Source organism: Streptomyces sp. JLBT605 (assembly GCF_058215555.1).
Genome location: NZ_CM177087.1, coordinates 3,374,059 through 3,387,099, shown reverse-complemented (window position 1 = coordinate 3,387,099; position 13,041 = coordinate 3,374,059). Strand labels below are relative to the sequence as shown.

Below are 13,041 nucleotides of genomic sequence, written 5' to 3'. Positions count from 1 at the left end.
TATCAGGTATCGGCCATGGCCGGGCCTCGCACGGCCTGCCGGGTAGCGTATGCCCGAGCAGCACATCGCCGGGCCCCACACCGGTGCGGTCGGGAATGACGGAAGAGGGCTGGAGTAGCTATGGAAGAGCCGCGTCGCCTCGGCGGCCGGTACGAACTGGGCTCGGTGCTCGGGCGCGGTGGCATGGCGGAGGTCTACCTCGCGCATGACACCCGGCTCGGCCGCACCGTCGCCGTGAAGACGCTGCGGGTGGACCTCGCCCGCGATCCGTCCTTCCAGGCCCGGTTCCGCCGAGAGGCCCAGTCTGCGGCCTCGCTCAACCATCCCGCGATCGTCGCGGTCTACGACACCGGCGAGGACTACGTCGACGGTGTCTCGATCCCGTACATCGTGATGGAGTACGTCGACGGGTCCACCCTCCGCGAGCTGCTGCACTCCGGGAGAAAGCTGCTGCCCGAGCGCTCGCTGGAGATGACCACCGGCATCCTCCAGGCGCTGGAGTACTCCCACCGCAACGGCATCGTGCACCGCGACATCAAGCCCGCGAACGTGATGCTCACCCGCACCGGCCAGGTCAAGGTCATGGACTTCGGTATCGCCCGCGCGATGGGCGACGCCGGCATGACCATGACGCAGACCGCCGCGGTGATCGGCACCGCCCAGTACCTCTCGCCCGAGCAGGCCAAGGGTGAGCAGGTCGACGCGCGTTCCGACCTCTACTCCACCGGCTGCCTGCTGTACGAGCTGCTGACCGTCCGGCCGCCCTTCGTGGGCGACTCCCCGGTCGCGGTGGCCTACCAGCATGTGCGCGAGGAGCCGCAGCCGCCGAGCTCCTACGACCCCGAGATCACCCCGGAGATGGACGCCATCGTCCTGCGGGCGCTGGTCAAGGACCCGGACTACCGCTACCAGTCGGCGGACGAGATGCGCGCCGACATCGAGGCGGCGCTGGAGGGCCAGCCGGTCGCCGCGACGCAGGCGATGGCCGCCGCGGGCTACCCCGAGGACCAGCCGACGACCATGCTGCGGGCGCAGGACGGCGGCGCCGCGACCTCCATGCTGCCGCCGGTGCGCGATGACGACGGCGGCTTCGGCTACGACGAGCGGCCCGACCGCCGCCGTGGTGGCGGTGACGGCAAGAAGAGCAACACCTCGACGGTCCTGCTGGCGCTGGCCGCCATCCTGGTGCTGGTCGGCGCGATCTTCATCGGTAAGTCGATCTTCAGCGGCGGCAAGAACGGCGACATGGTCGACGTGCCGGTGCTGAAGGGCAGGACGCTCGAGGAAGCCCGGGATCTCGGCCGGAACGGCGACTTCAAGGTCACCGTGGCCGGCTCGGAATTCTGCGAGCAGAAGAAGAAAACCGTCTGCGAGCAGACCCCCGAGGGTGGCGAGGGTTCGCAGATCGAGCGGTACGGCACGGTCAAGCTGACCATGTCCAAGGGCCCCAAGCCCGCCGCGAAGGTCGAGGTCCCCGACGTCACCGACCAGCCGTACGCGGACGCCAAGGCCGCGCTGGAGGAGAAGGGCTTCACGGTCGACCCGGAGTACACCGAGTCCAGCCAGCCCGCCAACACGGTCCTGGAGCAGAACCCGAGCGGCGGCTCGATGGCCAGGAAGGGCTCGACGATCAAGCTCACCGTCGCCAAGGCGCCGGACACGGTCGTCGTCCCCGATGTGATCGGCAAGTCCGCGGCCGAAGCCACCACCAAGCTGCAGAACAAGGGGCTCACGGTCACCAAGGAGGAGCGCGAGACCGCGGACTCCGCGCCGGGCACGGTCGTCGACCAGAACCCCAAGGGCGGCCAGGAGGTCAACCCGAACTCTGGGGTCACCATCTATGTCGCCAAGGCCCCGGCCACCCCGCAGACCGTCACGATCCCCTCGCTGACCGGCTCCAAGCTCAAGGACGCCCGGAAGACCCTGGAGGGTCTGGGTCTGACGGTCACCGTCAACGGGGCGCAGGAGGACGACGCCTGGGTGATGGGCAGCAACCCGGGCGCGGGCACCCAGGTGCCGGCCAACAGCTCGGTGGAGCTGACCACCGTGCCGGGCGGCGGTGGGAACGCCAACGGCGGCAACGGCGGTGACGGCGGCAATGGCGGTGACGACGGCGGCAACGGCTGGTTCGGCGGCGTCGGCGGCTAGCCCGGCGAGCGGCACCGAGCGCTGAGCGCTGAGTCCGAGCACTGAACGAAGAAGCCCCGGCATCCGGAACGTTCCGGATGCCGGGGCTTCTTCGCGGCTTCGGCGCCGTCCACACCGCCTGCACGCCGCCGGCGGCTCAGGCCGGCTTCGGCCCCCGGGCCGTCAGTCCTCCTGGAGCTCCTTGGGCGGGGTGCGGTCCTGGTCGACCTTCTGGGTGCGGACCAGCTCGCCCCACACCACGTAGCGGTATCGCGAGGTGTAGACGGGCGTGCAGGTCGACAGCGTGATGTAGCGACCCGCCTTGGTGCGGCCCGATCCCTTCGGCACCGGCTTGATCACGTCCACGTTGTACTTGGAGGTCTCGCTGAGCTTGGCGAAGACCTTGTAGACGTACCAGGTGTCGCGGGTCTCGAAGACCATCGCGTCACCCTCGTCCAGCTTGTCGATGTTGTGGAACTTGGCGCCGTGGCCGTCCCGGTGCGCGGCGAGGCTGAAGTTGCCCTTCTTATCCCAGGGCATCGCGGACTTGACCGGCTTGGTGTAGAAGCCCGCGACCCCGTCGTTGAGGACGCTGGTCGAGGTGGAGCGCTTGACCAGCACCTCGCCGTTGCCCATCGCCGGTACGTGCAGGAAGCCGATGCCGTCCTTGGTGTCCAGCTTCCCCGGGCCTCCCGCCCAGACGTCGCGCACATGGTTGCTCTGCCGCTTCGCCTCACGATTGGCGAGCACGTTCGTCCACCAAAGGGAGTACACGACAAACAGCGCGAGGATGAGTCCGACGGTGATCAGCAGCTCTCCGAAGACGCTGACCACCATGGCGACCCTGCCGCGGGAGCGGCGCCGCGCGGGCGGGGGCGTGGCGGCGGGCGTCGTCCCGTCTTGTCTTTCGTCCTGCTCGGTCCGTGCCACCGCGTCGTACTCCGTTCTCGCTCAGCCGACCAGCGCGTCCGGCTTGCCCTCGCTCCGCGGCCGTTCGTCGACCATCTTGCCCCAGACGATCATTCGGTACGTACTGGTGAACTCGGGCGTGCAGGTGGTCAGTGTGATGTACCGGCCCGGTTCTTTGAAACCCGAGCCGGGCGGCACCGGACCGATGACTCCCGTGTTCGAAGGCGGGGTCTGCGGCAGGATGCGGGCCATCTCGTAGGTGAAGTACGCGTTCTGCGTCTCCACGATGATTTTGTCGCCGGGGCGGAGGCGGTTGATGTAACGGAACGGCTCGCCATGGGTGTTGCGGTGCCCGGCTAGGGCGAAGTTGCCCTTCTTGTCCCAGGGCATCCCGGTCTTGAGCGCGCCCTGCCCGTAGTGGCCGACCATGCCGCGGTCCAGCACCTTGTGCTTGCTGACCCCCTCGGCCACCGGAACCTTCACGTCCAGCTTGGGGATGTACAGGATGGCGAAGCCCTTGCCGGGCGAGAAGGCGCCCGGGGCGCGCTCGTCCTGGTGCTCGGCCCACTGCTTCTGGAGCTTCCTCGCCTCGCGGTCGGCGATCTGATGGGCGATGTAGTTGGACCACCAGAGCTGATAGGTGACGAAGAGCAGCATCAGCACGCCGATGGTGATGAACAGCTCGCCGATCATCCGGCTCACCATCACCCCGGGGCCGGCCTTGCGGGCGCGGGCGGCGCGTCGGGCTTCCGCCCGGGTCAGCGGCCGGGCGGCGGACGGCCCGCCGGCGGACGGCCTCCGGGCGGTGTCCGACGTGCCGGTGGCGCCCGGGACGGGCGCGCGGCGGGCGCGTCTGCCACCGCGTCTGGCGGCCTGCTGCGCGGCTCGGCGCCGCGCCGCGCGCCCTCCGGTCACGGGCGGCTGTCCTACGCCGCCGGCGGCCCCGGCACGGCCCTCGGCGGCTGCAGGGTGCGCTGCCTCGGCGGGGAGTTCCGCCCGGCGCAGCGCGACCGTCTCGTCGTCGCCGACCGCCACCGGCGCGCGCAGCGTCATGGTCTCGTCGTGACCGGCCACCGCGGGCGCGCGCAGCGCCATGGTCTCCTCGCTCCGCTCGTGCGCGCCGCCGTGCCCGTACACGTCCTGGCCGTACGGGGCGGGCTGCCGGGCGCCCTGAGGCGCGCCCTCACGCTCGGGGCGGAGTGCGGTCACTCTTAGGCCTTGCCGCCGACCCTGCCGACCGTACCGACCACCGGTGCCAGGCCTTCCGAGCGTCGCACCGCGTCCGTGTCGCCGCATCTGACCAGCCAGTTGGCGAGCATCCGGTGGCCCCATTCGGTGAGCACCGACTCGGGGTGGAACTGCACGCCCTCCACCGGCCGGGTCCGGTGGCGCACCCCCATGGCCAGCCCGGACTCCGTCCAGGCAGTGATCTCCAATTCGGGCGGGAGGGTGTCCCGTTCGACGGCGAGGGAGTGGTAGCGGGTGGCGGTGAACGGCGACGGCAGGCCCTCGAAGACGCCGGCACCCTCGTGGGTGACCAGCGAGGTCTTGCCGTGCAGCAGCTCGGGGGCGCGGTCGACCACCCCGCCGTACGCCACCGCCATGGACTGCATGCCCAGGCAGACGCCGAAGACCGGGACCTCGGTCTCCGCGCAGTGCCGCACCATGTCGATGCAGACGCCGGCCTGCTCCGGGGCGCCGGGACCGGGGGAGAGCAGCACGCCGTCGAAGCCGTCCTGGGCGTGGCGCAGCTCCACCTCGTCGTTGCGCAGCACCTCGCACTCGGCGCCGAGCTGGTAGAGGTACTGGACGAGGTTGAAGACGAAGCTGTCGTAGTTGTCGACGACGAGGACGCGCGCGCTCATCGGGTGCCTGCCATGCCCTCGTCGACCGTCACGTCGTTGAACGGCAGCAGCGGCTCGGCCCAGGGGAAGACGTACTGGAAGAGCACGAAGACGATCGCCAGTACGAGCACCAGCGAAATGAATGCCCGAACCCACGCGTTGCCCGGCAGATGCCGCCAGATCCAGCCGTACATGCCGTCCCTTCCCGTCAGGTGCAGCACCAGAGTAAGGGGCGGGAGGCGGGCCCGGAGGCTCAGCTGGGCAAAGCTTCGGGCTTGCCCTGTTCGGCGGGGAGAGTGTCCTCCAGATGCGCCCAGACGATCAGTCGGTGACTGTGTCCCCACTCCGGATCGCAGGTGGTGAGGGTGAGGTAGTGCCCGGGGCGGCGGTAGCCCGACTTCTTTGGCACCGGGTCGATGACCCCGGTGTCCGAGGGCAGGGTGCGGTAGGGCCGGTTGTCGACCCGGTAGGTGTACCAGGCGCTGCCGTCGGTGAGCACCACGGCGTCGCCGGGGCGCAGCTCGGGGAAGTCCTTGAACGGGTCGCCGTAGGTGCGGCGGTGGCCGGCGACCGCGAAGTTGCCCAGGCGGCCGAGCGGGGCGGTGCGCGCGTAGTGGCCCAGGCCCTTCTTCAGGGTGCCGGTGGAGGTGCCGTGCAGCACGGGCTTGGCCCAGTCACGCCCGAAGCGAGGGATGTACATGATGGCGAAGGACCGGCCCCGCTGGTACGCGCCGGACCCGGCGGCGCCCCGCGAGCCCTGCGCACCCTGGGAGCCCGCCGGTCCGGAATCCGGACCGGCCCCGTCGGCCCCGGTGGGATCGGGCCCCGTCCCGTCCGCCGACCCCGTCGTCACCGGGCCGGTCGACCAGCGGTCCTGGAGCCGGTCGATCTCCCGGTCCATCGCGCGGTCGGCCTGCACCCCGGTCCAGTACAGGACGTAGACCACGAAGAGCACGATCAGGGTGCCGACGGTGACACATAACTCGCTGAGCGCCCGGACTGCCCACCGCACCTTCATCGGCTCCTCCGCTGGAGCTGCTCCCGGCTGTGCCCTGGCTGTGCTCCGGCCGCGCCCCTGGCCGAAACTCCGGCCGGCTTACGGCTATGGCAGGGGCTGCGCCTGCCGCAGATCCACTGTGCCCGAGTAGCCGGGAAGAGTCACCGAGTCGTGGCTGTCGACTTTCCAGCCGAGCCCGTACGCCTCCACATACCCCTGGTAGTTCCGGATGGCGGGCGAGGCGGCCAGCGCGCGGCGCAGCGCGCTCCGGTCGCCGACGGCGGTGATCTTGTACGGCGGGGAGTAGAGCCGGCCCTGGAGGATCAGGCTGTTGCCCACGCAGCGGACCGCGCTGGTGGAGATCAGCCGCTGGTCCATGACCCGGATGCCCCGGGCGCCGCCCGCCCACAGCGCGTTGACCACGGCCTGCAGATCCTGCTGGTGGATGACGAGGTCGTTGGGCTGCGGCTCGGGCACGCCGGGGACCAGCGCGGTGGCGTCCGAGGGTGCGTCGTCCAGGGTGACGGTCAGGCCGGGGCCGCGCACGGCGCTGGTGCCGGCGGCCTTCTCCAGCGCGGCGAGCCGGGCGTCCTCGGCGTCGGTGCTGCCGTCGTCCCGGCGGACCAGCCGGTCGACCTCGGAGCGCGCGTGCGCGGTGCTCTCCTCCAGCTTGGCGTTCTTGCGGCTGCGCTCCTGGATGAGGTCGGACAGGCGCAGCATCGATTCGTCGCTACGCAGATCGGTGCCCTTGGCGGTGTTGAAGCTCATCCAGAAGATGAGTCCGGCGAGTGCGAAAATGGCGGCGGTCAGCAGCCGCACCGGGCGGAAGGCGGGGCGCCGCGGGGCCGGGGTGGGGGAGTCAGCAGAATTGCTCAACGTACCCTTACTCCTTACGACGCCGCGGAAGCACTACGCTAACGGACGCCCGGGGGAAGGAAGTGCTGTCCCGTCGACGTCCGGCCCCGGCGCCGAAACCGTACAGATTCCCGCGCGGTCACGCAGCGCATCGACAGGAGAGTTCCTCGTGCCGAAGTCACGGATCCGCAAGAAGGACGATTACACGCCGCCGCCGGCCAAGCAGGCGACCGCCATCAACCTGAACACCGGGCGTAGCTGGGTGGCACCGCTGATGCTGGCGCTGTTCGTGATCGGCCTCGCCTGGATCGTGCTCTTCTACGTGACCGATACGCAGTTGCCGATCGAGGCGTTCGGCAACTGGAACATCGTGGTCGGATTCGGCTTCATCGCGGCCGGGTTCGTCGTCTCCACCCAGTGGAAGTAACTCTCGTTCCCTGAGCGTGTCCACCCGGGTGTCCACAGAGTTATCCACAGCAGGGGAAAAACTCAGAAGATCTGTGGATAACCTCTGCGAGGTTGACGCCGGTCAGACTGGTGAGCCCGTTCCGCACCCTGCGGCCCTTCCCCAGGTCAACGCGCGTTGTCCTGGGGAAACACCAAAAGCCACAGATGAGCGCGGGCTCCGTCAGATGTTCTCCACAGGATGCGCGCAGATCGGGCGCCCACTGTGGACAACCCCGGTCGACGCCGGTCAGCCGGTGATCTGAACCGTTCGCGCGAAGACCGTCACCACGATCACGAGCAGCATCAGCGCGCAGGTCCCCCACTGGACCAGATCCCGGTGCCGGCGCGGCGCGTGCACCAGCCCGAACGCCACCGCCGTGCCGGTGAGCAGGCCGCCGATATGCGCCTGCCAGGCGATGTCGCTCAGGTAGAAGGTGAAGGTCAGGTTGATCGCGAGCAGGACGAGGACCGGCCGCATGTCGTAGTTGAGGCGGCGCATCAGCACCGCGGTGGCACCCAGCAGGCCGAAGATCGCCCCGGAGGCGCCCAGCGAGCCCTGGGCCGGGTCGTCGAGGAGAAAGCTCAGCGCGCTGCCGCCCAGACCCGACAGCAGATACAGCGCGAGGAAGCGGGCCCGGCCCAGCGCGGCCTCCAGCGGCGGCCCCAGCCACCACAGGGACAGCATGTTGAACGCGATGTGCAGCGGCTGCTCATGGAGGAAGACGGCGGTAAGCAGGCGGTACCAGTCGCCCTCGGCGACACCCACCAGATCGAGTGAGCCCGGCTCCCGGGCGCTGCCGACCAGCAGCAGGTCGTCCGTCAGCCGGTCGCCGACGGCCAGCACGGCGATCCACAGGCCGAGGTTGACGCTCAGCAGGATCTTGGTGATCAGCCGCGGATCGGCGGCGATCACCCCGCCCCCGAGGTTCCGCGGCCGGGCGTCCGCCGCCAGCCGGCGGCCGCCGGGGACGGCGGAGGCACCGGCGGGGCCGCTGACGCACTCGGGGCACTGGAAACCCACCGAAGCGCTGATCATGCAGGCAGGGCAGATCGGCCGCTCGCAGCGGGTGCAGCTGATGCCGGTCTCCCGGTCCGGGTGCCGGTAGCAGCAGACCGCCTGGTCTTCCATGTCTCCCCTTGCCCTGCCTTGCTCGTCCGCGCGAAACCGGCCGCACGCACGCGAACCGCCCCGCCTGCCCTCAAGACGGACGGGCGGGGCGTGAGGTTCCCGTGCGGAACCGCCGGGGTCAGCCCTGGCGGGTCTCCACCACGACCGACTCGATGCGCACGTCGTTGACCGGACGGTCGGTGCGCGGGTTGGTCTGGGTGCTCGCGATGGCGTCGACGACCTTCTTGCTCGCGTCGTTGGCGACCTCACCGAAGATGGTGTGCTTGCCGGTCAGCCAGGTGGTCGGCGAGACGGTGATGAAGAACTGCGAGCCGTTGGTGCCCGGGCCGGCGTTGGCCATGGCGAGCAGGTACGGCTTGGTGAAGGCCAGGTCCGGGTGGAACTCGTCCGCGAACTTGTAGCCCGGGCCGCCGGTCCCGTTGCCCAGGGGGTCACCGCCCTGGATCATGAAGCCCTCGATGACACGGTGGAAGATCGTGCCGTCGTACAGCTTGTCCGTCGTCTTGGCGCCCGTCTCCGGGTTGACCCACTCGCGAGCGCCCTGGGCGAGCTCGACGAAGTTCCTGACCGTCTTCGGGGCGTGGTCCGGCAGCAGCCGGATCTCGATGTCGCCTTGGTTGGTCTTCAGGGTGGCGTAGAGCTGCTCGGCCACGATCTACCTTCCATCGTTTCCACTGACGTCTCCCGATCCTCGCACGGACCTCGCGGCGGGGAGTAACCACGCGACCGGCGCGCGGCGAGAGCGTGGGGCGCATGACCCGGATGCCCGGTCCCGCATGCCGCCCGGGCCCGGCGGCAGGCATGATCTCCCAATGGGTGGAAAGACGACAAAACGCGTATCGGGGCACAGCTCCCCCGGACGCCCGCACCCCGGAGCACGCCACCGAGGAGGATGATCCCGTGACCCGCACAGACACCGTGCGCGCCGCGACCGGCACCGCGAAGGAGAGCGTCCGGCACGCCGCGGAGATGGTGGGGCCGTACGCCGGCGCGGCCAAGGAGAACGCCGCGCACTACGCCCATCAGGCCCGCGTCCGGCTGGGCCCGAAGGTGTCGCATGCCGCGCACCGCGCCCAGGACGCCACCGCCGCCTTCTACCACGGCCCGGTCGCCCGCCAGGTCGAGCACGCCCGCGGCGCGCTGCCGCCCCGGGTCGACGCCGTCGCCTGCAAGGCGGCGGCCCGCACCCGCGAGGCCGCCCGGCACGCCGCGGACTACACCACACCGCGCGTCGAACACGCCATGGCCACCACCCGAGCGGCACTGCCCGGCCGCGAGGAGGCGGCCGCCCGCGGCGCCGCCGCCATGGCCGCCCTGCGCGGCCAGGTCTCCGCCGCCGACATCACCAGGCTCACCAAGCAGCGTGCCCGCCGGGCCCGCGGGCGCCGCGCGGTCAAGCGGGTGACGGTGGTGGGGCTGATGGCCGGCGGCGCGCTGGCGGCCTGGAAGTGGTGGGACAAGCAGGCTCACCCGGACTGGCTCGTGGAGCCGCCCGCCGCCACCGAGCTCGACGACCGCGCCACCCTGGCCTCGGTGGACGGCAGCGGCCCTGCCGGGCAGGGCGGCGAGGCCCCGCCGAAGCCGGCGGAGGCGGGGGACGCCGCCGCCGAGAACGAACAGAAGAAGAAGAGCGGCGACTGATCCGGAACGAGTCCCCAGACGACACCGGAGAACGAGTATTCGACAGACCAGGCCGGAGACGACGCCGGAAACGAAGTGAGCCGGGGTGCCCCATCGGGCACCCCGGCTCACTTCCTTGACGTGCGTGGAGCCTAGGAGAGTCGAACTCCTGACATCCGCCATGCAAAGACGGCGCTCTACCAACTGAGCTAAGGCCCCGTCGCCGATCAGGATACCCGGTACCGGTCCCCTTTCCCGACCGGGTATCGCTCGTGCGTGCCACCGTCCGTAGGATGCCACGCGAGATTCGCGGCAGCGAAGCGAAGGGGAGAGAGCGAGATGGACGCAGCACAGCAGGATGCCACCGCCCGCGCACGGGAGCTGCAGCGCAGCTGGTACGGGGAACCGCTGGGGGCACTCTTCCGCCGTCTGATCGACGATCTCGGCCTCAACCAGGCCCGGCTGGCGTCCGTCCTGGGCCTCTCCGCCCCCATGTTGTCCCAGCTCATGAGCGGTCAGCGGGCCAAGATCGGCAACCCGGCGGTGGTGCAGCGGGTGCAGGCGCTCCAGGAGCTCTCCAGCCAGGTCGCGGACGGCCGGGTGAGCGCCGCGGAAGCCGCCGAACGCATGGAGGAGATCAAGAAGACCGCCGGCGGGTCCGTCCTCAACACCCAGGCCACCGCCAGCACCGGGGCTCCGACGGTGCGCCGCGTGGTGCGCGAGATCCAGTCGCTGCTGCGGTCGGTCTCCGCGGCCGGGGACATCATCGACGCCGCGGACTCGCTCGCTCCCACCCATCCGGAACTGGCAGAGTTTCTCCGGGTGTACGGCGCCGGCCGGACCGCCGACGCGGTCGCCCACTACGAGGCGCACCAGAGCTGACCGGGCGGCTCACCGGGCCACCGGGCGGCTCACCGGGGTACCGGGCGGCTGACTCGACGAGCGGGTACGGACGGACGAACGGACAGGCGCGGAGCGGGGCGGGGCGATGGGCGAGGTCTTCGCGGGTCGGTACGAGCTGGTGGACCCGATCGGCCGCGGCGGTGTCGGAGCCGTGTGGCGCGCCTGGGACCAGCGGCGACGGCGCTATGTCGCGGCCAAGGTCCTCCAGCAGAGCGACGCGCACACCCTGCTGCGGTTCGTACGCGAGCAGGCGCTGCGCATCGACCACCCGCACGTGCTGGCCCCCGCGAGCTGGGCGGCCGATGACGACAAGGTCCTGTTCACCATGGACCTGGTGGGCGGCGGCTCGTTCGCGCATCTCATCGGCGACTACGGCCCGCTGCCGCCGCGTTATGTGTGCGTCCTGCTGGACCAGCTGCTCTCCGGACTCGCGGCGGTGCACGCCGAGGGAGTGGTCCACCGCGACATCAAGCCCGCGAACATCCTGCTGGAGGCGACCGGCGTCCGGCGGCCGCACGTCCGGCTGTCCGACTTCGGCATCGCGCTGACCAAGGGCGAACCCCGGCTCACCGAAGCGGACTTCGTGATGGGCACGCCCGGCTACTTCGCGCCGGAGCAGATGCGGGGCGCCGATCCGGACTTCCCCGCGGACCTCTTCGCGGTCGGGCTGGTCGCGCTGTATCTGATCACCGGGCGGAAGCCGGACGCGGAGGCGCTCGTCCGGCGCTTCGAGGAACTGGGCATTCCGAACGCCCCGGACGCCATCCCGGAACCGCTCTGGCAGGTCGTCGCCAACCTGCTCCAGCCGGATCCGGAGGCCCGGTTCCGTACCGCCAACGGCGCCCGCAAGGCGCTCGGTTCGGCGCTCGAGCTGCTGCCCGAGCCGGATCTCGACGACGAGGTCATCGAGGTATTCGACCAACTCGGCCCGCTCCCGGCCGGATACGGGCCGGACGGCCCGGAGCGCAAAGGCTCGCGTTCGCATCGCAAACCACCCAGCTCAGCGGAGGCGACCACGGTCTCGCCGGTGCCGCCAACCGTCTCGGACACCGGCAGCTTCCCGCTCCCCCCGCCGCAGACCGCACACCCGGGACAGCAACCCGGCCAACCTCGGCTCGACCAACCTCAGCCGGGTACGACGCCACCAGGCACGCCGCAGCCGGGCACGCCGGGCGCGGGCGCGGCGCAGCCGGGCCGACCCGACCCGGGCCGTCTCCAGCCGGGCGTGCCCGGCACGGGCCAGCCGCAGCCCGGCGCGGCGCACCACGGTCAGCCGCAACCCGACGCGGCACAGCCAGGTGCCGCGCACCCCGGCTCGCCGCAGTACGGCCTGCCGCAACCACCGGTGGCCCGCCCGGAGGTGGCCCGGCCGGAGGTGCCGCAGCCGACGACGCCGCAGCCCGGGACGCCGGGGTCCGGGCCCCACGCCGCCCCGTACGGCACGCCGATGCCGCCGGGCCGTTTCGGGCAGCCCGACCACGCCGCCGCCCGGCCGGGCGACAGCGCCGGCACCCCCGTGCCCATGCCCCCGCACACCCCGGTGCCCCCGAACACACCGCCGCCGTCCACACCGCCGCCGGCAGCGGGCGCGGCGGCCGCCTGGCCGACCGGCACTCCGGAGTCCGGCTCCCCGGCCGGGACGCCGCCGGGCACGCCGCTGGGGACGCCCCCGCGCACGCCGGCCTCCGGACACGGGAACGCACCGACCCGGCCCTACACCCCGCCCGGCCCGCAGCCGAGGCCCGGCGCGCAGCCCGTGGCGGATCCCCGGGCCCACACGCCCTCGCAGGCCGTCTCCCGGTACTCACCGCCGCCCGCCTCCCCGGCATCGGGAGCGATGGCCGGGCCGCACCCCCTGGCCGCCCCCGGCGCACCGACCCCGCACGCGGCCTACGACGCCACGCCGCCGGGGACGGTCCCCGGTCAGGACTTTCCGGCGCCCGGCCCTGGTTCGGGACCCGGCCCTGGTTCGGCGCCCATCCCGGGTTCTGCGCCCGGCCTCGGTTCCGCGCCGTACGGGGCTCTCCCCGGCGGGAGGTCGCCCGGGACCGGGTCCCGCCGCGAGCCGGGGCCGCCCGCCAAGGTGGTCGTCCCGGTGCTGCTCCTCGCCGCGCTGTGCTTCGCCATCGGCATCTGGGCCCTCGTCGCCTCGGGCTGACCCTCGGTCGGTGCCCGCCCGGCCCGGGGCGCGCGCCGCGCTCTCCGCACCC

The 13,041-nt window shown here is 71.6% G+C and carries 13 protein-coding genes and 1 tRNA gene; 5 read left to right on the top strand and 9 right to left on the bottom strand.

The genetic code is table 11. The features are described from left to right. Positions 1 to 120 precede the first annotated feature (120 nt). Entirely contained in the window at positions 121 to 2,148 is a 2,028-nt protein-coding gene (gene pknB / locus AC4BDD_RS14680; protein WP_490691446.1) for a Stk1 family PASTA domain-containing Ser/Thr kinase, read from the top strand. Between the two features lie 162 nt (positions 2,149 to 2,310). Here the strand turns inward: pknB and AC4BDD_RS14675 are convergent, their stop codons facing one another. The 6 genes from AC4BDD_RS14675 to AC4BDD_RS14650 all read right to left on the bottom strand — a co-directional run bounded on the left by AC4BDD_RS14675 (position 2,311) and on the right by AC4BDD_RS14650 (position 6,753). Continuing rightward, on the bottom strand, positions 2,311 to 3,057 hold the full coding sequence (locus tag AC4BDD_RS14675) for a class E sortase (RefSeq protein ID WP_490691445.1): 747 nt from the start codon (positions 3,055 to 3,057) through the stop codon (positions 2,311 to 2,313). Positions 3,058 to 3,078: 21 nt separating this feature from the next. Then, on the bottom strand, positions 3,079 to 4,245 hold the full coding sequence (locus tag AC4BDD_RS14670) for a class E sortase (RefSeq protein WP_490691444.1): 1,167 nt from the start codon (positions 4,243 to 4,245) through the stop codon (positions 3,079 to 3,081). Positions 4,246 to 4,247: 2 nt separating this feature from the next. Next, positions 4,248 to 4,901 (bottom strand): aminodeoxychorismate/anthranilate synthase component II, encoded by a 654-nt coding sequence (locus AC4BDD_RS14665; RefSeq protein WP_490691443.1) that lies wholly within the window; start codon positions 4,899 to 4,901, stop codon positions 4,248 to 4,250. Then, on the bottom strand, positions 4,898 to 5,101 hold the full coding sequence (locus AC4BDD_RS14660) for a hypothetical protein (RefSeq protein WP_490692016.1): 204 nt from the start codon (positions 5,099 to 5,101) through the stop codon (positions 4,898 to 4,900). Before AC4BDD_RS14660 ends, AC4BDD_RS14665 begins: the two co-directional genes overlap by 4 nt. A 32-nt stretch (positions 5,102 to 5,133) precedes the next feature. After that, on the bottom strand, positions 5,134 to 5,898 hold the full coding sequence (locus AC4BDD_RS14655; protein ID WP_490691442.1) for a class E sortase: 765 nt from the start codon (positions 5,896 to 5,898) through the stop codon (positions 5,134 to 5,136). Positions 5,899 to 5,982: 84 nt separating this feature from the next. After that, the gene (locus tag AC4BDD_RS14650) at positions 5,983 to 6,753 is read right to left on the bottom strand and encodes a DUF881 domain-containing protein (protein ID WP_490691441.1); all 771 of its coding nucleotides are present in this window, start codon (positions 6,751 to 6,753) and stop codon (positions 5,983 to 5,985) included. Between the two features lie 148 nt (positions 6,754 to 6,901). Between AC4BDD_RS14650 and crgA the strand changes: the two genes are divergently transcribed. Next, positions 6,902 to 7,159, top strand: coding sequence for a cell division protein CrgA (crgA, locus tag AC4BDD_RS14645; RefSeq protein WP_490691440.1), 258 nt, complete (start codon positions 6,902 to 6,904; stop codon positions 7,157 to 7,159). 267 nt (positions 7,160 to 7,426) lie between these two features. Here the strand turns inward: crgA and AC4BDD_RS14640 are convergent, their stop codons facing one another. Next, positions 7,427 to 8,308 (bottom strand): rhomboid family intramembrane serine protease, encoded by an 882-nt coding sequence (locus AC4BDD_RS14640; RefSeq protein WP_490691439.1) that lies wholly within the window; start codon positions 8,306 to 8,308, stop codon positions 7,427 to 7,429. Positions 8,309 to 8,426: 118 nt separating this feature from the next. After that, a complete protein-coding gene (locus tag AC4BDD_RS14635) occupies positions 8,427 to 8,960 on the bottom strand; it encodes a peptidylprolyl isomerase (RefSeq protein ID WP_490691438.1) in 534 nt (177 codons plus the stop codon). Positions 8,961 to 9,208: 248 nt separating this feature from the next. Here AC4BDD_RS14635 and AC4BDD_RS14630 point away from each other — a divergent pair, with 248 nt between their 5' ends. Beyond that, the gene (locus AC4BDD_RS14630) at positions 9,209 to 9,949 is read left to right on the top strand and encodes a DUF5324 family protein (RefSeq protein WP_490691437.1); all 741 of its coding nucleotides are present in this window, start codon (positions 9,209 to 9,211) and stop codon (positions 9,947 to 9,949) included. A gap of 125 nt (positions 9,950 to 10,074) precedes the next feature. On the opposite strand, the gene AC4BDD_RS14625 is transcribed toward AC4BDD_RS14630, so the two are convergent. Continuing rightward, positions 10,075 to 10,147 (bottom strand) — tRNA-Ala (locus tag AC4BDD_RS14625). Positions 10,148 to 10,267: 120 nt separating this feature from the next. Here AC4BDD_RS14625 and AC4BDD_RS14620 point away from each other — a divergent pair. Further along, on the top strand, positions 10,268 to 10,810 hold the full coding sequence (locus AC4BDD_RS14620; protein ID WP_490691436.1) for a helix-turn-helix domain-containing protein: 543 nt from the start codon (positions 10,268 to 10,270) through the stop codon (positions 10,808 to 10,810). Positions 10,811 to 10,916: 106 nt separating this feature from the next. Beyond that, entirely contained in the window at positions 10,917 to 12,989 is a 2,073-nt protein-coding gene (locus AC4BDD_RS14615; RefSeq protein ID WP_490691435.1) for a serine/threonine-protein kinase, read from the top strand. Positions 12,990 to 13,041: the final 52 nt, after the last annotated feature.